The organism is Streptomyces sp. NPDC051173 (assembly GCF_040689515.1).
Classification (GTDB): Bacteria; Actinomycetota; Actinomycetes; order Streptomycetales; family Streptomycetaceae; genus Streptomyces.
Window position 1 is genome coordinate 27,600 of the sequence record NZ_JBFBBD010000057.1, and the last position, 19,226, is coordinate 46,825.

Annotated in this window: 16 protein-coding genes and 3 pseudogenes; 7 read left to right on the top strand and 12 right to left on the bottom strand. The window is 71.4% G+C overall.

The features are described from left to right. Positions 1-6: 6 nt before the first annotated feature. Positions 7-1,578 (top strand): amidase, encoded by a 1,572-nt coding sequence (locus tag AB0435_RS25210; protein ID WP_366428016.1) that lies wholly within the window; start codon positions 7-9, stop codon positions 1,576-1,578. A gap of 207 nt (positions 1,579-1,785) precedes the next feature. Here the strand turns inward: AB0435_RS25210 and AB0435_RS25215 are convergent, their stop codons facing one another. Together AB0435_RS25215 and AB0435_RS25220 are read right to left on the bottom strand one after the other, a co-directional pair. After that, positions 1,786-2,658 carry a TauD/TfdA family dioxygenase gene (locus AB0435_RS25215; protein ID WP_366428017.1) on the bottom strand — a complete coding sequence of 291 codons (873 nt, stop codon included), beginning with the start codon at positions 2,656-2,658 and terminating at the stop codon, positions 1,786-1,788. A 160-nt stretch (positions 2,659-2,818) separates the two neighbouring features. Then, a complete protein-coding gene (locus AB0435_RS25220) occupies positions 2,819-3,241 on the bottom strand; it encodes a hypothetical protein (RefSeq protein WP_366428018.1) in 423 nt (140 codons plus the stop codon). A 179-nt stretch (positions 3,242-3,420) separates the two neighbouring features. Here AB0435_RS25220 and AB0435_RS25225 point away from each other — a divergent pair, with 179 nt between their 5' ends. The 3 genes and pseudogenes from AB0435_RS25225 to AB0435_RS25235 form a co-directional block, all read left to right on the top strand. Continuing rightward, complete coding sequence (locus tag AB0435_RS25225; protein WP_366428019.1) at positions 3,421-4,626, top strand: ATP-grasp domain-containing protein; 1,206 nt, start codon at positions 3,421-3,423, stop codon at positions 4,624-4,626. Further along, the gene (locus AB0435_RS25230) at positions 4,623-6,323 is read left to right on the top strand and encodes an IucA/IucC family protein (RefSeq protein ID WP_366428020.1); all 1,701 of its coding nucleotides are present in this window, start codon (positions 4,623-4,625) and stop codon (positions 6,321-6,323) included. The genes AB0435_RS25225 and AB0435_RS25230 overlap by 4 nt, the downstream gene beginning before the upstream one ends. Positions 6,324-6,686: 363 nt before the next feature. Beyond that, positions 6,687-7,298: pseudogene (locus tag AB0435_RS25235) on the top strand (amidohydrolase family protein); the annotation flags it as partial. Between the two features lie 29 nt (positions 7,299-7,327). Here the strand turns inward: AB0435_RS25235 and AB0435_RS25240 are convergent. After that, a complete protein-coding gene (locus AB0435_RS25240; protein WP_366005613.1) occupies positions 7,328-7,993 on the bottom strand; it encodes a TetR family transcriptional regulator C-terminal domain-containing protein in 666 nt (221 codons plus the stop codon). A 106-nt stretch (positions 7,994-8,099) separates the two neighbouring features. Here AB0435_RS25240 and AB0435_RS25245 point away from each other — a divergent pair, with 106 nt between their 5' ends. After that, the gene (locus AB0435_RS25245; protein WP_366428021.1) at positions 8,100-9,590 is read left to right on the top strand and encodes a carboxylesterase family protein; all 1,491 of its coding nucleotides are present in this window, start codon (positions 8,100-8,102) and stop codon (positions 9,588-9,590) included. On the opposite strand, the gene AB0435_RS25250 is transcribed toward AB0435_RS25245, so the two are convergent. After that, the gene (locus tag AB0435_RS25250; protein ID WP_366005622.1) at positions 9,524-10,384 is read right to left on the bottom strand and encodes an alpha/beta fold hydrolase; all 861 of its coding nucleotides are present in this window, start codon (positions 10,382-10,384) and stop codon (positions 9,524-9,526) included. The genes AB0435_RS25245 and AB0435_RS25250 overlap by 67 nt on opposite strands. Before the next feature lie 121 nt (positions 10,385-10,505). Beyond that, complete coding sequence (locus tag AB0435_RS25255) at positions 10,506-11,276, bottom strand: serine hydrolase domain-containing protein (protein WP_366005611.1); 771 nt, start codon at positions 11,274-11,276, stop codon at positions 10,506-10,508. Between AB0435_RS25255 and AB0435_RS25260 the strand changes: the two genes are divergently transcribed. After that, on the top strand, positions 11,275-11,952 hold the full coding sequence (locus AB0435_RS25260; protein ID WP_366005610.1) for a DUF6585 family protein: 678 nt from the start codon (positions 11,275-11,277) through the stop codon (positions 11,950-11,952). The genes AB0435_RS25255 and AB0435_RS25260 overlap by 2 nt on opposite strands. A 121-nt stretch (positions 11,953-12,073) precedes the next feature. Here the strand turns inward: AB0435_RS25260 and AB0435_RS25265 are convergent. The 3 genes and pseudogenes from AB0435_RS25265 to AB0435_RS25275 all read right to left on the bottom strand — a co-directional run. Continuing rightward, a pseudogene (locus AB0435_RS25265) lies at positions 12,074-13,102 on the bottom strand (SagB/ThcOx family dehydrogenase); the annotation flags it as partial. A 409-nt stretch (positions 13,103-13,511) separates the two neighbouring features. Continuing rightward, positions 13,512-13,652 (bottom strand): hypothetical protein, encoded by a 141-nt coding sequence (locus AB0435_RS25270; protein ID WP_366005609.1) that lies wholly within the window; start codon positions 13,650-13,652, stop codon positions 13,512-13,514. 65 nt (positions 13,653-13,717) lie between these two features. Continuing rightward, positions 13,718-14,614, bottom strand: coding sequence for an alpha/beta hydrolase (locus AB0435_RS25275; protein WP_366005608.1), 897 nt, complete (start codon positions 14,612-14,614; stop codon positions 13,718-13,720). A 361-nt stretch (positions 14,615-14,975) separates the two neighbouring features. Here AB0435_RS25275 and AB0435_RS25280 point away from each other — a divergent pair, with 361 nt between their 5' ends. After that, on the top strand, positions 14,976-15,782 hold the full coding sequence (locus tag AB0435_RS25280) for an alpha/beta hydrolase (RefSeq protein ID WP_366428022.1): 807 nt from the start codon (positions 14,976-14,978) through the stop codon (positions 15,780-15,782). 69 nt (positions 15,783-15,851) lie between these two features. Here the strand turns inward: AB0435_RS25280 and AB0435_RS25285 are convergent, their stop codons facing one another. The 4 genes and pseudogenes from AB0435_RS25285 to AB0435_RS25300 form a co-directional block, all read right to left on the bottom strand. After that, positions 15,852-16,889 (bottom strand): CU044_5270 family protein, encoded by a 1,038-nt coding sequence (locus AB0435_RS25285; RefSeq protein WP_366428023.1) that lies wholly within the window; start codon positions 16,887-16,889, stop codon positions 15,852-15,854. Next, positions 16,886-17,506, bottom strand: coding sequence for an RNA polymerase sigma factor (locus AB0435_RS25290; RefSeq protein ID WP_366428024.1), 621 nt, complete (start codon positions 17,504-17,506; stop codon positions 16,886-16,888). The genes AB0435_RS25285 and AB0435_RS25290 overlap by 4 nt, the downstream gene beginning before the upstream one ends. A 123-nt stretch (positions 17,507-17,629) precedes the next feature. Further along, positions 17,630-18,703, bottom strand: a complete 1,074-nt coding sequence (locus AB0435_RS25295) for a TIGR04222 domain-containing membrane protein (protein ID WP_366428025.1) — start codon at positions 18,701-18,703, stop codon at positions 17,630-17,632. Continuing rightward, positions 18,700-19,226, bottom strand: a pseudogene (locus AB0435_RS25300) (endonuclease); the annotation flags it as partial. The pseudogene AB0435_RS25300 and the gene AB0435_RS25295, both read right to left, overlap by 4 nt.

Here is a 19,226-nt window from a genome sequence, read left to right on the forward strand (position 1 = left end):
GCGTCCGTGATCCGCCGCCGTACGTTCCTCACCGCCACCGCAGGCATCGCGGCCACCACCGTGGGCCCCGCCACTGCCGCACAGGCCACCACCAGCCGAAAGGTCGCCAGCCCCGTGCCCCTCCACCTCGCCTCCGCCCGCGACCAGCTCGCCGCCCTGCGCCACGGCACCATCACCAGCCGCCAGTTGCTTGAGCAGTACCTCGCACACCACGCCAAGGCCAACCCCGGCATCAACGCCGTCGTCACCCTCGACACCGACGGCGCCCGCGCGGCTGCGGACGAAGCCGATCGTCAACACGCCGCGGGCGAGCGCCTCGGCCCCCTCCACGGCCTGCCCATCACCCTCAAAGACGCCCTGGAAACCCGCGGTCTGCGCACCACCAGCGGCAACCCCGACCTCTCCGGCCACGTCCCGAGCCAGGACGCCGACGCCGTCGCCCGCCTCCGCGCCGCCGGCGCGGTCATCATGGGCAAGACGAACGTCCCGACCATGTGTCAGGACATCCAGACCAGCAACCCCCTCTTCGGCAGGACCAACAACCCCCACGCCACCGACCGGACCGCCGGCGGCTCCTCCGGCGGCCCGGCCGCTGCCGTCGCCGCGGGCCTGACCGCCCTCGAAGTCGGGAGCGACCTCGGCGGATCCCTGCGCCTGCCCGCGGCCTACTGCGGCGTCTACGCCCTGCGGACCAGCTTCGGCACCGTCTCCGCACGCGGTCACATCCCGCGCCTGCCCGGCTGGCTGACCACCAGCGACATGATGACTCTGGGGCCCGTCGCCCGTACCGCCGACGACCTGGAGCTCCTCCTCGACGTCCTCGCCGGCCCCGCCCCCGCCGACGCACCCGCCTGGCGCCTGGACCTGCCCGCCCCCGAGCGGCACAGCCTGGGCGAGTACCGCGTCGGCCTCTGGAGCGACGACCCGTACTGCCGTGTCGACCAGGGCACCCGCGACCTCCTGGAGGAAGTCGCAGCCCTCCTGCGCACCGCCGGTGCCACGCTCGACAGTTCCACCCGCCCGGTGGACCTCGCCGACAGCGACAAGCTCTTCCAGCGCCTGATGTACGCCACCTCCAGCGCCACCGCTCCCGACGACGCCTTCAAGGCAGAGGCCCGGGCCGCGGACGGGTTCGCTGACGACGACACCTCACCGGGCGCCTTCTACCTCCGCTCGCGCACCATGCGGCACCGCGACTGGATGCGCGCCAACGAAGAGCGCGAAAGCCTTCGCGCGAAGTGGGCCACCTACTTCTCCACCCACGACGTCCTGATCACCCCGGCCACTCCCACCGCGGCCGTCCCCGATCAGACCGCCGTACCGGTTCCCCAGCGCCACATCACCGTCGACGGCGACAGGCGCCCCTACTTCGACCAGACCACGTGGGCGAACCTCACCAGCCACGTCCGGCTCCCCTCCTTGGTCGTACCCGCCGGAAAGACCGCCGACGGCCTGCCGTTGGGCATCCAGATCATCGGCCCCTACCTCGCCGACCGCACCGTCATCGCCGTGGCCCGGCACCTCGCCGGGCTCCTGCCCGCCCCCGTTCAGCCGCCGATGCTGCGCACCGCTTCCTGAGCCCGGACGCGTCGCCGAGCCGACGGAGCGGATCGGCCGACGTCCGGCCCGCTGTCGAGCCGGGCCGTATCTCCGGCGGCTGCGGGCGGTTCGAGGGGGTCTCAGCTGCCGAGCAGGTGCAGGCGCAGGGCGAGGTGGAGTTCCAGGGCGCGGTCGGGCTGGTTCCAGTCGGGGCCCAGGAGGGGCTGGCGGAGGTTGAAGAACAGGTCAGTCGGCCCACACCCGCACCAGGCAGCGGCCGGCGTGCGGTGGGGGCGGGTCGGCGAATGAAGTCCTGCCGTGCAGGATGGCCATGTTGTCCACCAGCAACAGGTCACCGCGGCGAAGCCGCACGCGCAAGGCCATGCGAGGGTCCGCCAGGACCTCGTCGAAGGCGTCCAGGGCGGCAACCTGAGCGGTGGACAGCGGGATTCCGTGCTCCTGCTGGCCGCGGGTGATCCAGTACCGGTTGTACTGCACGTGCAGGCGGCCGGCGCTGCGCCGGAAGACAGGGTAGATGCGTTCGAAGTCCGGTCCATGGCCGAAGTGGAAGTCCTGGTAGAGGTCAGGCAGGACATCCGGTCGGGACCTGAGCAGTACGTTGTGTACGGCGTGGCCGCTCACCAGCACCGATTCGCCGCCGTGGCGCGCCGGGCGGATGCACAGCATGCCCAGCAGCCGTGGAGGTCCGGGGAATCTCGCCCGGTCGGTGTGCAGGGCGAGTTCTCTCTCGGGGCGGTGCGAGCGTGCGGGGGCGGCGGGGGCCGCGGCCGTCACCAGATTGTCGCCCGGGTGGTCCGGATTCACAGGGCGCATGTCGCCCAGCGGCGCCATGAAACGCCGGCACGCCTCGACGCACTCCTCATCGGTCAACGCGTCAAGGCCGAGGCCGCGCACCACCGCCAGCCCGGGACCGTGGGTCAGGCACTGCGCGGCCCGGGCCACCGGATCGGCACCACCCCGGCCTGGGGGCGCGTCGTCAGTGGCACCCCCAGGCGCCCGGGCGAGCAGCGGAGGATGCAACGGGACCAGCCAGTCCCGTTCTTCCAGCGTCGCGCCCTGCCACGCGGAGGGCCACACGGCCGCAACCGGTGTGTCCATCAGCGGGCTCCTTCCGGTCTCTCGGTCGTTGTCACCGCAGGCTAGATTGGAGCAGACATACGTCTTGCCCCGCAGCTGATTCCGCAAGTGGGGGGCGTCGTAGGTCCCTCGTCGGGCGAGGGCGTGCTCCCTCCCGGCAGACGGGGGGCGGGCAGGCGTCTCAGGGGCGGACCAGAAGGCCCACTGTGCCGAACGCGTGCGACGCCCCGTACTGATCGTCGCCTCGGGAGGTGGCGACGTAGCCGTTGGCCAGCGTGCCGGCGCTCGCCGTGCCCAGGCGGAGGGGCCCGATGCACGCGGCTTCGCCCTCGGCGCCGGTGACGGCGCGGCAGATCTCGCTGCCGTCGGGGGTCGTGAACTCCACAGGCTTACCCCTGAGCGGCTTGCCGGTCTCGGCGTCGTACAGAAAGGCCCTCGCGCCGATGGAGGGCGGGAAGAGGTTGGCGTTCGCGTTCTCGGTGGAAAGGCGCGTCATATGCGGTTCGCGGGAGCCGTGTTCCCCGTGGGCCGAGGCGGCTTGCGTGCAGCACAGGACCGTGGCGGCGGCGAGGACCACGGTGCCGAACCAGGACCGTACGGACATGGGGTCTCCTTGAAAGGCGGGTTCCGGAGCTGAATGATCTGCTCCTCATACTGTTCGCCTAACGGTGAGATGCGACGGAGGTTACAGGCGAACGGACCGGGCGGCGCGGCATTCGTCAGACCAACTGCCCGTCTGTGCAGAGAGATTGACATGACCGGTGCCAGTTCTACAGTTTCCTCGTGCTGTATTTGCTGGCGCTGCCCCCAACCGACTCCGTCACCGAGGGCTACCTCCCCGCCGCCGCCCGGCTGGGGCTCGACGTCACGCTGCTCACCGACGCACCCGAAGCGCACCGACGGGCCTACGAGGGGCGCGGCGGGGACGCGTGGCCCCGGATCGACATCGTCCCCTGCGAGGTACGCGACTTCCGCGAGGTGATCGCCCGCATCGCGGAGCTCGACCGCCGGCCGGAGGCCGTGTTCACCAACAGCGACCACCTCCAGGTGCAAGCGGTGCTCGCCGCCGACTGGTTCGGCCTGCCGGGCAAGGGCTGGCGGGCCGCGCTGCTCACCAAGAACAAGGCACAGACGCGGCGGGCCCTCGCCGCGGCGGGCCTGGAGACCGTATGGAACGCGGAGCTGACCCGGCCCGGGGACGAGGAGGACGTCCGGCCGCCCTTCCCTTGTGTGGTCAAACCCCGCGAAGGGGTGGCCAGTGAGGACGCCGAGCTGGTCGAGGACCGGGCGGAGCTGCTCCGCCACTGCCGGGACGTGCGGTCCCGGCGGCCCGGCCTGCCTCTGGTCGTCGAGGAGTACCTGCCAGGGCCGTTGCACACCCTGGAGACCCTGGGCGACGGACACGACCTGCACGTCCTCGGTTCCTTCCACGAAGTGGATGTCGTGCCGCCGCACTTCGTCCTGCGGCGCGCCGATCTGCTGCCCGTGCCGTCCCGGACGCACGTGGAGCAGGTCGTCCCACGGCTGGAGGCCCTCGGTGTCGGGTTCGGCGCCTGCCACACCGAGTTCGTGGCCCAGGGCGAGCGGGTCCGCGTCATCGAAGTCAACTACCGCTCTGCCGGCGACCAGGCCGACCTCGGTCTCGCCGAGGCGCTCGGCATCCCCTTGTTCGAGCACGTCCTCGGCACCCACCTCGGTCACCTGCTCCCGGCCGACCTCGGCGCACGGCGAACGGGACGGCTGCTCCGCATCGAGACCGTGCATGCCGAGCGCGCCGGAGCCCTCACATCCGCACCGGGGCCCGTGGAGTGGGACCGGGACGGGGTGCGGCTGGTCTACCGGCCGCAGCGCGAGATCGGCGAGGAGCACCCCCTTCACCATTCCGACCGCGACCACCTCGGCGTCGTGCGGGCCACCGGACCCGACCAGGACCGGATCGGACGTGTCGTGGCAGCGTTCCTCGCCGCCCATCGCTGGGAGATCGTGTGACGGCGGAGGAGGACGAAGTCCTCGCCCGGGCCCTCGGCGCCCTGCTGCGGGAAGACCCGTATGACCTGCGCCCCGGGGCGGTCGTCGAGCGACGGCCCGATGGCGACTGGCTCGTCCTTCCCGAGGTGGCCGTTCCCGTACGCCCCGACGGCTTCCAGTGCGAGATCCGGGTTCGCCCGGTCCCCGGCCTCGGTGCCGTACTGGACCGGCTGCGCGAGGCCGTGGCCGAGCGGGATCTGCCGGGTTTCGACGCCTTCCGTGCCGAATGCGACCAGGCTGTGGCCATGGTCCGGTTGCAGTGGCGGGAGCGGTCGCGCGTGGTCGCGCGACTGTCCGAGGAGCACGGGCCCGTGGAGACGTGGACCGGGGTGCGCGGTTCCCTCGCATTCGAGGCGCTGGCCGCCTTCCGGGACCATCCGGTCTACCCCACCGGCCGGGTGCGCAATGGTCTCGACGAGCGTCAACTCCTCGCATACGCACCGGAATTCCGGCCCGCATTCGGCCTGCGCTGGCTCGTTCTGCCACATGACGCGCTGGCCCTCGGACGGCGGGCCCGGCTGCCGCGCTGGTGGCCGACCCCCGCCTCCCTCGGCCTGGCCCGGTCCGGCGACGGGCACCTGGCGCTGCCCGTCCACCCGCTCACCGCCGAGGGCCCTCTCGCCGAGGCCGTCACCTCCGCCGGTCTCGGCGGCAGCGCGCGGCTCGCCGAGACGACGTGGCCGGCCGTGGTCCCCACGCTGTCCATGCGGACCGTCGCCGTGGTCGACGACCCCGGTGTCCACATCAAACTTCCCCTGGCGACGTCCACCTTGGGACTCCTCAACCGGCGCACCATCAAACCGGGTGTCCTGCCCAACGGCGAGTGCGGGCAGCGGCTGGTGGCGGAGATCGCGGCCCGCGAGCCCCGCTTCGCCGACGCCGTGCTGCTCACCGATGAACGCACCCACCTCGGCGCGGGCCACGAACTGCTCGCCGCGCTCGTCCGCCGCTACCCGTCCGGGCTCGGGGACGCCCATGTGGTGCCGGTCGCCGCCCTGCTGGCCACCTGCCCCGACGGCCGTCCCGTCGTCGACGTGCTCGCCGAATGTCATTACGGGGGCTCGGTGGTCGCGCTGCTCGACGCCTATCTCCGGCTGCTGCTGGACTGGCACACCACCCTCTTCTCCTATGGCATCGCGCTGGAATCGCACCAGCAGAACACCTCGATCGTCCTCGACGGCCACGGCGGCCTCCCCCGGTTGCGGCTGCTGCTCAAAGACAACGACGGGCCACGCGTGCACCCCGCGCGCCTTGCCGCACGGCTCGGAGAGGCGGCAGCCGCAGATCTGCTGGGCTTCACCGACCCCCGGGTCCTCGTCACCGACGACGGCCCGCTGGCCGACCTGTTCACGACCGTGACCGTTCATCTGTGTGCGGCTGCCCTTGCCTTCGAACTGGCCGAACGCGGCCGGGGCCCGTTGGACACCTGGCTGGGGCTCCTCCGGGACCGGCTCACCGAAGCCGTCGACCGGCTTCCCGCGGAACCGGCCGCGGTGCTTCGCGCCCGGGTGCTCAAGGCGCCCCGGCTGCCGGTCAAGGCGATGGTCACCGCCGGAACGCTGTTCAGCAAGGACCGCTCGGGGGCCGTGGACATCAACAAGCACTACGTCGACGGGCCCAACTATCTGCTCCCCACCGACTCGGCGCGGCCGGCATGACCGCCGTCCCCCGGCCTGCCGGTGCACGCCGGCGACATCGTCAGCCACACCCTGCCCAACTGGCCTCCACGAAATCTCCGGCCCCGAACGGCAGATCGCGATCGCCGACCGCTGCGGCATCCGGCCAAGAGTCCGCCTGCGGCGGCTCTCCCGCATCGGGGCGCACCACTTCCGCGCCCCGGTCGCCTCATGGTGTCAACCCTGTTCGGCGTCCGGCCTCTTCTCAGGCCGGGCAACTCCGCGCGTGGGCTGGGGGCATCGCCGTACCGGGCCGTGGCACGCAGGTACTGGGTGGGTGAGAATTCGACCGTGCCCACGACTGCTTGGTGGCCGCAGGTGAGGTAAGCGGGGGCAGCGGCCCGTGCCGGGACCGATGTCGAGCATGCGCTTCCCGGTCAGGCGCTGTTCCCCAACCACCATCAGCCCTCGACGACCGGGAACATCAAGAACTGGGCGCCGATGATGAAGGTGCTGCGGGACCGCGGAATGCCGATCACCATCCACTCGGATCTCGGCAGTGACGCGGACCAGGTGAAGTACCTGCACCTGATGGAGGAGACGCTCAGGCTCTATCCGCAGAACAAGATCGTGTGGGCGCACATGGGGCTGTCGAAGGAGCTGACCACGATGGACCCCGACCGGCATATCGGGATCATGAAGCGGCTGCTCGACAAGTACCCCAATCTCACACTGGACCTCAGCTGGCGGGTGCTGGAGGACAGCTACTTCAGCAAGCCGGGGGTCAGGGAGAAGTACGCCGCGTTCTTCGACCGCTATCCCACCAGGGCCATCCCCGGGACCGACTTCGTGGCGTCGCGGGACAAGGACTATCACGTCTATGAGCAGGAGCTCGAGGTCACCAGCCGCATCAACAAGGCGCTGAGCGACGAGGCGTTCCGCGACATCGCCCTCGGGGCCAACTACTACGGGCTGCTCGGGGTGAAGGAGACGGTGCCGAAGGTGTGCACGGGCTGAAGTGTTCCGCAACCTGCCGAGCGGGCAGGCTACACCGTGCCGGGACGCGAACGCTCGTCACCGGCCGCATTCCGCCTCCCGCCTCCCGCGTGCCGATCGTCCGCGCCGAACAGTCCGTCCAGGTGGCGATCGACAGCAGTGAGCACGTCCCGGGGCTCGATCACGCCCAGTTCGATGAGGGTGGTGAAGCCGGTGAGGGCGAGCAGCAGATTGGTCTCGACCGCCGGGTCGCGGTCGGGGGCGATCTGCCCGTCGGTGATCGCCTGGCGGACCAACTGCTCGACCATGGCGCGCCCTTGGACCATCCCGTCGCGCGCCCGGGCGTGAAAGCCTTCGTTGTGCAACGCCTCCAGGGCGAAGGCGGCGCTCATCCGGCTGGTCGCGCGGGCGTCGGCATGCAGGGGAAGCATTTCCGTGAGCATCACTCGGAGTACGTCACGGGGGTGCGGCTGGTCGCCGAGCTCCACGAGGCCCTGGCTGACGCGCAACGAGGCCTGCTCGGACGCGAAGTCCATGGCGAAGGAGAGCATCGCCTCCCGTGAGCTGAGGTAGTGCTGAAGCTGCCCGAGGGAGATGCCCGCCTCCTGTGCCACCTCACGCATGGTCAGATGCGCCACGCCGCGCTGCTCCGCCACCCGCCACAGAGCTCGGGCGATCGTTTCGCGGCGTTCGCGGTGATCCACCTGTTTCGGCATCGTCGGCTACTCCATGGGCCTCGTTCTCAAACCGTTGGCATAATACAGCTGACTGAAATAATACGCCTGACCTAAAACCCTGAAGCCTGTGGAGGAAGGAGGCGACATGCCTGAACAGCCGACGGTGCGTATCGCGGAGGGTGTGGTGGAGGGCCGCTGGCGGCGGGGGCACGCGGTGTTCCGCGGCATCCCCTATGCGGAGCCACCGGTGGGGAAGCTCCGTTTCGCGGCACCCGCCCCAGCCCGGTCCTGGGAAGGGACGCGGCAGGCGGCGGAGTTCGGGCCGGTGGTGCCGCGGTCCGGGCCGGTTCACGCGAGTTCGCCGGACGACACGGACTGGCTGACGCTCAACGTCTGCACCCCGGACCCTGGAGCCGCGGGGCTGCCGGTGCTGGTGTGGATACCCGGTGGCGGCTACATGGCGGCGGACACAAGTGACCCGATGCTCGACCCGGCGGCGCTTGCCGGGGCGGGGCTCGTCGTGGTGAGCGTCAACTACCGGGTGGGCGCCGAGGGTTTCGCGCTCCTGGAGGGTGCCCCGCCGAACCGCGGATTCCTCGACCAGATCGCGGCGTTGCACTGGATTCGGCGGAACATCGCCTCCTTCGGAGGCGACCCCGGCCAGGTCACGGTGGCCGGACAGTCCTCCGGGGCGGGGTCGGTCGCCGCCCTGATGACGATGAAGCCGGCGCGCGGCCTGTTCCGGCGGGCCATCACCCACTCCGTACCGGGCCTGCACTGCACTCGCGCACTGGCACAGCAGGTCGCCGTCGAGCTCGCGGACCGGCTCGGCACGGTGCCCACCGCCGCGGTCCTGGCCGGCATCGATCCCTGGCGCCTGGCCGAAGAGGTCACCGCCCTCAGTGCCGACCTCCACGGATACCACGAGGGCTGGGGACGGCTCTCCGGGACGGGTGTCGCCATCTGCCCCGTGGTCGACGGCGAAGTCCTCGCCGAAACGCCCTGGTCCGCGCTGGCCGGCGGCCGCGCGAGCGGCATCGAACTTCTCGCCGGCCATACCCGCGATGAATTCCGGCTGTTCAGCGTCATGTTCGGAAAGCGGGGCACGTTCACCGAGCAGGACGCGCGTACCGCCCTGGAGCTGTTCGCCCCGGCACCGGACGGTGCGGACGCCTACCGTGCGGCCCACCCGCACGCCACCCCGGAGGAACTGCTGGAGACGGTGTACTCCGACGCCCTCTTCCGGATGCCCTCCACGCTGTTGGCCGAGGCGAACGCCGCGGCCGGCGGCACCTCGTTCCTCTTCGAGCTGCGACTGGCCTCGCCGGCCGCGGGAGGAGTTCTGGGTGCCTGCCACAGCCTCGACATCCCCCTGGCGTTCGGCACGCCGGACAGCCCCACCGGCCGCCAACTCCTCGGCGACCAGCCTGCCCCCGAGGCCATGGCCGTGTCGCAGGAACTCCAGCGGGCGTGGACCGGTTTCGTCACCACCGGCGACCCCGGATGGGCCGCGTACCACCCAGGCCGGCAGCTCACCCGCGTCCTGGACGCCGACTCGAAGACGCTTCCCTACCCCGAACACGCCTCCCACCGGATCTGGAAGGGCCGCGCTCCGGCCCCCTTCGATCTGGTATAGGACGGGCCACGGGATGCGTCACGACTGAGGAAGTCGAGGACGAGCGGTGCGGCGGTGGAGCGGAATTCCTCGAAGTAGGCGTGCCTCGCCTCAGGGATGATCACCATCGAGGCCCCCGGGATGCGGTTCGCGAGCAGGTGGGCGTTCGCGGTGGGGTTGAGGAGGTCGGCACCGCCGTGCAGCACGAGCGTGGGGGCCTCGATGCCCGGCAGTTCGTCCCATACGTCGTGCCGGTCGCTCGCGACCAGATGCTGCCGCCGGGCGCGGGCCGACATGGTGGGGTCGCCCAGGGTGCGGTACGGGCCGGGGTGTGTCGCCAGCCATTCCGGTGTGTACATCAGTCGGAGGAGCGCCTGCTTCACCGCGGCGGGGTCCGTACCGGCCAGTGAGCGGCGGACGTCGTCGCTGCGCTCGACGCTGTTGGGCCCACCGGGCGAGGTGCAGCCGAGGACCAGCGAACGGACGCGCTGTGGGTGATGAACGGCCAGGCACTGGGCCACGCGTCCGCCCATGGACGTGCCGTAGACGTCCGCGCGATCGATGCCGAGGTCGTCCAGCACGGCGGTCACGTCCCGCGCGAACTGCTCGGTGGACGAAGGCGTCTCGGGGGCGTCGCTGTCCCCGGTGCCGCGGTAGTCGATGGTGATGGTGCTCCGGGCGCCGTGGAAATCCTCCCGTATCCCGTCCCACCACCGGTGGCTGTTCGCCTGGCCGGCGAGCAGGACGAGCGGGGCTCCGCCGCCTTGGAGCTGATAGGCGATGCGGACCCCGTCCGGGGTCATGGCGTACGGCACTGCGAGTCCTCCGAGCCTGGTGCGGGCGAGGGGCAGCGGCCGCGCGACGTGCTCACGGCCACTGACTGTCACAAGGGGGTACTGCCCCCTGATGGTGCCTGCTTCGGCAGGAGGGCGTACGTCATTTACGGCACAGGGCCGTGTCCACGACGCGCTCGACACGGTCCTTGGTCGCCTGGTCCGGCTGCACGGTCACCGCGACGCCGGCGGCGCGGCCGTCCTCGGTGGCGCCGCCCCGGGTCTCGTATCCCGTGGTGCTGCCGCCGTGGCCCCAGTAGACGCCGCCGCACGACAGCGGCGTGCTCGTGAGCCCCAGGCCGTAGCGGACGCCGGAGGCGAAGGGGTAGCCGGCGGGGACGGTGGTGCGCATCTGGGCGAGCTGGGCCGCCGGGAGGAGGCGGCCGCCCAGCAGCGCGGTGTAGAACCGGTCGAGGTCGGAGTTCGTGGAGATCATCTGGCCTGCGGCCCAGCCCCAGGAGGGGTCCAGCTCCGTGCCGTCGCGCAGAGGCGCGCCCGCCGAATCCTGGTAGTAGCCCTTGGGATGGGGCTCCCGGATGGTCACGTCACCGGGGGCGGGGAAGTAGGTGTGGCGCAGCCCGACGGGTTCGATGATGCGCCGGTCGATCTCCTGGGCGAGGGGTCTGCCCGTGACCTTCTGGACGATCAGGCCGGCCAGCAGTTGGAGCACGACCACGGCGGTGAACGTCTTGGTGTTGCTGCCGATCCGCACCTGACCGTCGGCCGGCACCTTCGATCCGGTGGTCAGGTCGCCGACGCCCGCGGTGTAGGTACGGGTGCGGCCTTCACGGTCCTTGACGCTCGCGGGCGCGGCTCCCGGGAGATCAGATGGTCTAGATTGTGCGAACTGACATCTGATATCGGGGGTATTCATGGAGGAGCAGATACCCGGGCCCGACGGCCGCGTGGTCGCGCTGGCGGAGCGGGAGCGGTTGGGGCGCTGGCGGATGGTGGCCGCGAACAGGACGGGCCGCTTCCGGAAGACCTGGGGTGAGGCGCGGCTCCATCTGTACGAGGAAGGGCTCATCGTCACCGATCCCGAGAGCGGCGGTGAGTGGGTGTACCGCTGGGAGTCGACCAGCGTCCTGCAGAACCTGAGCACGCTCAACGGCGCGGTCCGGGACGCGGCGTACACCCTGATCGGCCCGGGCGGCGCGGCGCTGACGGTCGGGCGCGGCACCCACGGGCTGTTCGAGGGCAAGCTCAAGGCCGCGGGCGTGACCTCGCACACGCGCGGTCCCTGGATCCTGTTCGAGCGTTCGTGGGGACCGGAGACCCAGAACGGCGTGCTGCGCACGCAGGGATCGATCGCCCTCGAACGGGTGGCAAGGGGCGAGACACTGGCCTTCGGCCGCATCTCGGTCGACCGGAACGGCGTGTCGTTCAAAGGGAAGACCGCCGCCTGGGCGGAGATCGGTGAGGTCAGCGTCTCGAACGCCTTGGTGTGGTTCCGCGATGCCCGGAGCCGCAGCCTCCTGAAAGGCGTCGGCGTCCCCGAGGTGCCCAACCTCTATCTGCTCCTGGCCCTGGCGGACCGGCTGCGAGGCTGACACCCAGCGGCCTCACCGCGGCCGCGCCTCCGGCGGGGGTCAACCGCGTACGGCGGAACGTCTCCAGGGTCGCCGCCGGCGGTGCTTCCCGGGGCTCCGGGTGGGGGTGGCCCGCCAGGAGGACGTACAGCGGGGTGTGCGCGATGTTGTCGAGGCCGCAGCGCGCCGCGACGGGGGTGTCGGCGAAGGCGCCGGTCTGAGCGGGTCCCAGCCCCAGGGCGGTGGCGGTGAGGGCGAAAGTCTGCCCGAGGTGCCCCGCGTTGAGCAGGGTGACGCGGTAGGCCCGGGGCGTACGGTATTTGACGCCCGTGCGCTCGAACACAGCGGCCAGGACCACGATGAAGGCAGCCTGTCCCGCCCATTCCTGGTCGCCGCACAGAGAGACCGTCTCCTCGGGAGTCAGTCCGGGGGAGACGAGTTCCAGGGAGTGTTCCAGGCTGTTGTAGTGGTACATCCCCGGGTCGACGCCGGTGACGTTCAAGATGCCGACATAGGCGTCGATCTCCTGGCGGGCGCCGCCCGCCGGGCTGGTCCTGCGCAGCAAGGCGCTGCGCCCGGAGTCGATGTAGTCGACCGGGCCGAAGGTGGTGGCGAGGAGGGCGGCCAGCGTGTCCTGCGGGACCGGTCGGCTCGTGAAGTCGCGGTGCGTGCGCCGGGCGTAGAGCACCTGGTCGTAGGGGGCACGGAGGTCGGCGGGCACGCGGGGCAGGAGCAGCCGGTCGGCCGACGCGTGGCGCGTGAACATGGGAGGCAGGTCTTCGTCCTGCTGCCGCTCCGCGGTCACGTTCTCGGGTGCGGCCGTCAGTGGGGCGTACGGCACATCCTGGGTGGCGTAGTGGAAGAACGGTGCCTCGGGCGCCCAGGGCCCCCAGTGCCTGGCGCTGCGTTCGTCCCGCTCGGCCTCGGGGCCGTCCTCGGCCAGCAGCAGGCCGGCCTCGGTCAACTGCGCCACCGCGTCTGCCACGTCCTCGGGTGCGAGGTGATCCAGTGCCTTGGCCGCGTCGTCGGGTTCGGTGAAGTCCTCGAACGCGCTGAGGATCTCCGCCGCCACGGGATGCAGCGCGGTAGGAGTCCCGTGGGGATAGGGGTGGGCGACGAATGCGCCCTCGTGCCAATAGCAGGCCAGGCCGCGTGACCGGCGAAGACGCATGCGCACTCCAGGAGAGCGGAAGGGCAGCCGGGCGGCGGCCCGGGCGGAAGGCGGAGGAGTGGTGCCGGGGCCGGCGCCTCCTCGGGCGGCCGGCCCCGCTGAACTCGCGGTGGTGCTGCGAGTGTCAGACGTGCCTGTAATAGAACACAGGGATCCACGATATGGACATCCGCTCGTCGCGGACGACCGCCGTGGCACCCAGCGAAAACTTGCGCATCACCATTATCTCCGTTCCGGATGGGCTTGTGGGAGCTCTGTCCCCCGTTCCAGCGGCCCGACTGCTCGCTGCTCCGGCAGAGCGCCCAGGGACGTCCCTCATCCTCGAGCGGTCGCGCATTGTCCGAAAGCGCAGCTCACGCACGACAAACAATGTGGACAATCCCGTTCGCGGCCGCGCGTGGCACAGACGTCACCACGTCACCGGGATGCCCGCCGGCATGATCGCCATGCGGTTGGGATGCCAGGGCACCTCGTCCGCCGGTACTGCGAGGCGGATGTCCGGGAGGCGGTCGAGCAGGACGCGGAAGGCGGTGGCGGACTGGTTGCGCACCAGGTGGGCGCCGGGGCAGTGGTGGCGGCCGTAGAGGAAGGACTCGCCATCGGCCGGAACACGGCCTACGGGGCGAGCGTCGCCAACGCGTCCGCCACCGGCGCGGGGTCGAGCGGGCCGATGTGGGGTGCGGTCGGGAAGCCGTGGACCCGGAAGGGGTTGCGCGGTGTGCGGGCGTCCGCCTCCGCGATCATCCGGTCCTGGAGCTTCGTGGCGATCGTGCGGTCCTTCCCGAAGCGGAGATAGGTGCGCGGCAGGCGTCCCCAGGTCTCGGTCCGCCCCACGGCCCGGCCCGCGTAGGCCGTGGTCGACTCGTCCGTCTGCATACTGCCCAGGCGCTGCCGGAACGCGTTGTCCGGATAGTCGGCGCACATCATCTCCCGCAGCGCCTTGAGGTCTCCCGGGTCTCCCGTACGGGGATTGAGCCGCATGACGCCGAGCCGGTCGGGGTTCCCGATGATCTGGGCGAGCGGGATGAGCGCGTCCGCGTTCTCCGGGGCCGCGGTGCAGGCGTCGGGGGTCGGCAGCGCGGGGCTGGGGCAGAAGGCCGCCATGTAGCAGATGTGATGGAGCAGTTCCGGTACGGCGTCGCCCACGCGGCTGACCGTGGCACCGCCGAGGCTGTGGCCGACCAGGACGACGGGACCGTGCGCGGCCGCCCGGCGCACGACACGCGTGACGTGCTCCTCGTAGTCGTCCAGGCTCAGTGCCGCGACCGGCGAGGGTTCGACGGCCATGGCGGCGAGGTCCTGCCTCTGGTACGACTCCGGCACGAATGCCTGCGAGCCGTGCAGGGGCAGGTCCACGGCGACGACACGGTGACCGCGCAGGGTCAGCTCCTGCGCGACGGGCAGCCAGTACGCTCCCGCGCTGTGCGTGCCATGGACGAGTACATATGTACATGGCCCGGCCCGGCCCCACCCGGGAACGGCGGCAGTGGCCGTGCCCGTACTGAGGACCATGCCTCCCGTGGCCAGCCCGAGCCCTCGCAGCACGCCCCTGCGGGTCGCCCGCCCTCGCCGAACATCGTCACTTCCGCCGCTCGATTCCCAATGAGATTCCATGTGTTGACCGTACGGGCGGCTGCTGGTGCTCAGGAATGGGGCCGGCCACCGGGGTGGGGTACGGCAGGCCCCAGTGCGGGCGGCACCGACGCCGGTGTCTACTTGAAGTCGCCTTCTACGGTGAGGTGTTGAAGCAGGCCGAGCAGGGCAGCTAGGTCGGCACCGGACAGAGGCGCCGGGCGAGCGGCTTATGGCGCGCAGGGCGTCCCACTTGGGCGAGGGGTCCCCACGGTCCCCACAGCGGGTTACTCTGCGGGTCATGTCAGCAGACCGCACAGCGACCGTCTACGACGACCTGCCGCTCACCTTGTCCGAGGCCGGGACCGGCCGACCGGTCCTGATCCTCCACGGCGGCGGGGGCCGCGCCACCGTCGCCGGCCTCGCCGAGCACCTCTCCCGCACCGCGCACACCCTCACCCCCGTCCACCCGGGCTGGGACGGTACACCCCGCCCCGCGTGGCTGACCGGCATCGACGACCTGGCACTCGCCTACCTGCACCACCTCCACGACCGCCGATTGACGGACGTGCTGGTCATCGGCTCCTCCCTCGGCGGGTGGACGGCGGCTGAGATGGCGGTGCGCGACACGGCGGGCATCATCACCGGCCTTGTCCTGATCAACGCGGTCGGGGTGCACGTCGAAGCCGAACCGATCACGGACTACTTCGCGCTCGATCCCCGTGGCGCGGCGGAACACACCTGGCACGACCCGGACCGCTACTACCGCGACCCCGCCGCTCTGAGCCCGGACGAACGCGCCACACTTCAGGCCAACATGACCACCATGCGTGCCCTCACTTGCGACCCCTACATGCACGATCCCAAACTGCGGCGCCGACTCGGACGCGTCCGGCAACCCGCCCTCCTGCTGTGGGGAGAGAGCGACCGCATCGTCACCCCCGCTTACGGGGCGGCGTACGCGGCGGCCTTCGGGGACGGCCGGTTCGCCGTCATTCCCGAGGCGGGCCACCTTCCGCAGATCGAACAGCCCGAAGCCACCTTCGCCTTGATCGACGACCACTTCAGCCGCACAGGCACGCACTCAAGCCGGGTGGCTCCACGCTGACCGGGCAGGTGCACACCGCTTCAGGAGGCACCCGGTGACAGCCTCGGACGATTCCGTCCGGCCGGCGGATCAGAGTGTCCTGCCGTCGGGAAGTTCCTTCTTCGCGTCGACCACGGCCCGCTTGACGACCACGGTCTCATAGGTGATGGCGCCCGGTTCGAGGCCCCGGTACGGCTTGACCAGTACCTCGCGCTGGCCGAGGTACTGGTACGTGTTCCTGTCGAAGATCCACTCCTGGCGGCTGTCGGGACCCGTGTGCGTAATGGCGATGCCGGCCCGGCCGGTCGCGTCGGTGGCCCTGTCCACGAGAGCGACGCCGGGGATCCTGGCGGCCGCCTTGAACAGTGCGGCGCTGATCCGCGGCGCCGCGATCTGCTCCTCCAGCAGTTGGCCCACCTCGCCGAAGGCCGTCCAGTCGGCCTGGGGGTCGCCCATCCTGCCCGACCCGTAGAAGCGCGCGAGAAGGGCGTCGGGATCGGTGGGAAGCGCCTTGACGCTGTTGTAGGAACCCCGGTCGGCGACTTCACCGGCGTGGTCGAGGTCGAGGTCCTCGCCGTTCTTGTCCATGAACTTGTGGCCCGGCTCGTAGACGAAATTCCTGAGGCCGTCGGGCGAGTGCCAGACCTGGCGGGAGTGCAGCGGGCTCACCACGAGCTTCTCCTTGCCGCCCGCCCTGTCGACCCAACCTCCCGTCACCTTGCTCTCCACGTAGATGTACTGGTCCTGCCGGGGCTCCAGGGCCGGCAGCCGTGCCGCCGCGAGCGAGATGCGGTCGACGGCCGACGACAGCCCTTTGGCGGTGCCGGACTCCAGCGTCACTCCGGCCTTCGGCGGACGGGTGTCCGTACTCGGGGCGCCCGAGCCGTCCGGGGCGACGATCACGGCGCCCCCGATCACGGCCGCGGCGACCGGGAGTGCGATCCAGACCGTACGGCGCGACCGGGAGCGCGGCGCGCTCGGAGCCGTCCGGTGCGCCTCGGCCCACAGGGCCTCTTCCAGCAAGTTCTGCCGGGCTTCCGGCAAGGACGTCTCGACCTGCCGCGGGAGCAGGAGGTCGAAGTCGCCGAGGTCGAGCGGCTTCTGAGGCCGCCGGGAGGTGCGCATCATCGGTTCCACTTCTCGTCGGGCCGGGTCAGGTGAAGGTGGAGGCGCTCGGACTGGCGGGTCGCCGCCTCGTCCGCGTGCTGCCGGAGCTCACGCTCGGCGAACTCGCGCAGACGTTCGCGGGCCCGGGACAGCCGCGACCGTACGGTGCCGACAGCCACGCCCAGGGCCTGGGCCGCTTCCACGTAGCTCAGGCCGGACCAGACGCAGAGGGTGACGACTTCGCGCTCCGGCCGCCGCAGCTTGCCCAGGGCGTTCTTCGCGGCGGTGAGTTGCTCGGCGGCCGCCATCCTGTCCACCACTTCGCCGGCGATGTCCGGCATGGCTTCCTTGGCGGGCATGCGGCCCAGGGCCTTCTCGTGGCGGCGGGCGGCGCGGCTGGTGTTGCGCTGGACGTTCACCGCGATGCCCATCAGCCAGGCCCTCGCGCCGTCCGGTTCCTCGGGGAGCCTGGCGCGCAGGCGCCAGGCCTCCAGGAACGTGAGCGAGACGACGTCCTCGGCCGTGGCCCAGTCGCCGGTGGCGCGGAGGGCGTAGCGGTGGACGAGTTGGGCGTGCGCGCGGAAGAGATGGCGGAAGGAGTCCGGGTCGCCGTCCCTGATGCGGGTGTGTAGTGACATCACATCTGGATATGTCCGGTGGGGAGTGCGGGTTCCCATGATGTGGATCACACAGCGGGTCGCGAGGCCGGGGGCACTCCCGCGCGCGACCTCGACGGCTGCGCGGTACCCGGCGGAGCCAGGCTAGTCGCTGCTACCGCCACAGCTGCTTCCGCAACTGCTGCCACAACTGCTCCCGCAGCTGCTTCCGCTCGAACAGCCGCCGCTGTCACCGGAGTTGCTGTCGCTGGAGCTGCTGTCACCGGAGCTCCCGCAGCTCCAGCTGGTGCCGCTGCTTGCGTCGCCGCCCCAGCCGCCGGTGAAGAAGTCGGCGAGGGCGGAGCCTGTGGTGCTGCCCTCGGCCGTCGCGGCCAGCTGCTCCCGCAGCTCTTCGTCCGCCACGCTCTCCGCGCCGTCCAGGGCCAGGGCGACCAGCGCCGACAGCCCGAGGCCGGCGGCCACGCTCGCGCCGACGCCCGCGGTGACAGGGGTCGTGGTGGGTGTGGTGGGCGTCGTGGGTGCGGTGGGTGCGGCCTCCTGCCTCGTCCGCCGCTCGAGCTCCTGCGCGCCGGGGGTGAGGGCGCCGGGCGGGGGCAGGACGCGCGCCCGGACCCGGTGGGCGGCGTAGGCGGACAGGGCCAGCAGCACGGCGAAGAGCAGGTTGCCGACCTTGAGGAGGTAGTGGTCTATGCCGAACAGGACGATCCAGGGCAGCGGCAGCCACCGCAGCAGCCAGAGCACACGTCGGCCGAAGAGGAAGCGCTTGCGCTGCCGACGGGTGTAGGACAGGCCGCGCCTGGCCAGGTCGTCGCCGATGGCGAGCACCTCCGGCCGGGCCGTGGCCCGTGCGCGCAGTGCGGTCATCGAGGGCGAGGTGCCGCGCCCCGCTTCGGCGTGCGCGCGCCGGACCGCGTTCTCCACGTCGGTACGCGCCCAGCTGCCGTGCGGCAGGTGGACCTTGCCCTTGCGGGTGATCCGCAGTGTTCCGTCCCGGTGCATGGCGGCCACCGCGGTGTCGACGACCCGGCCGGGGCCACCGTGCATCCAGGCCAGTTCCAGTATGTGCAGCGGGGCCGGGCCGGTCTCTTTCTCCAGCGGGACCGGCTCGGTCGTGCCGGCCTGGGCGCGTACGGCCTTGGCGCGGGCCGCGGTGCCATAGGCCGCCCAGGCGGCCGTCACCAGCCAGAAGGCCGCCAGGCACAGGTATGCGATGCTCATGAAGTGACCTTCCTTCCGAAGATGCGGGGGACGCCGGGTATGCCGCGCGACGGGCGCCGGGGGGCGAGCTGCCGGAGCCGGCGCCGCAGTGCGCGGCGGCGGGCCGCGGGGAGGCCGCCGCGGGCCAGGAGGTGCCGGGCGAAGCCGGCCACGTCCGAACGGGCCCCGTCCCGCAGCGGGTTGGTCCTGGCCCAGTCGATGAAGTCCTGCCGCGCGCCCTCGGTCACCTCCGGGGCGATCCGGGAGGCCACCTCGTAACGCTTGGCGGCGAGGGCGCGGGACGCGGTGGCCAGCCGCTCCGGGTCGAAACGCCCCGGCGCGGGCGCCCCGGCGGTGAGCGCCGCGAGCACCTCACCCTGAGCCCGGTCCAGCCGGGCGCGGTGGGTCTGCGCGGGGGCGCCGTCGAGTGCCCCGGATGGCACCCGGACACCGCTCGCCGCAGCCGTTCCCGGATCCGGCGGCCCGGCGTCGAGCACCGCGCGTATGGCGTCGAGTTCGCGCGAGAGCTCCTGGGCCATCGGGT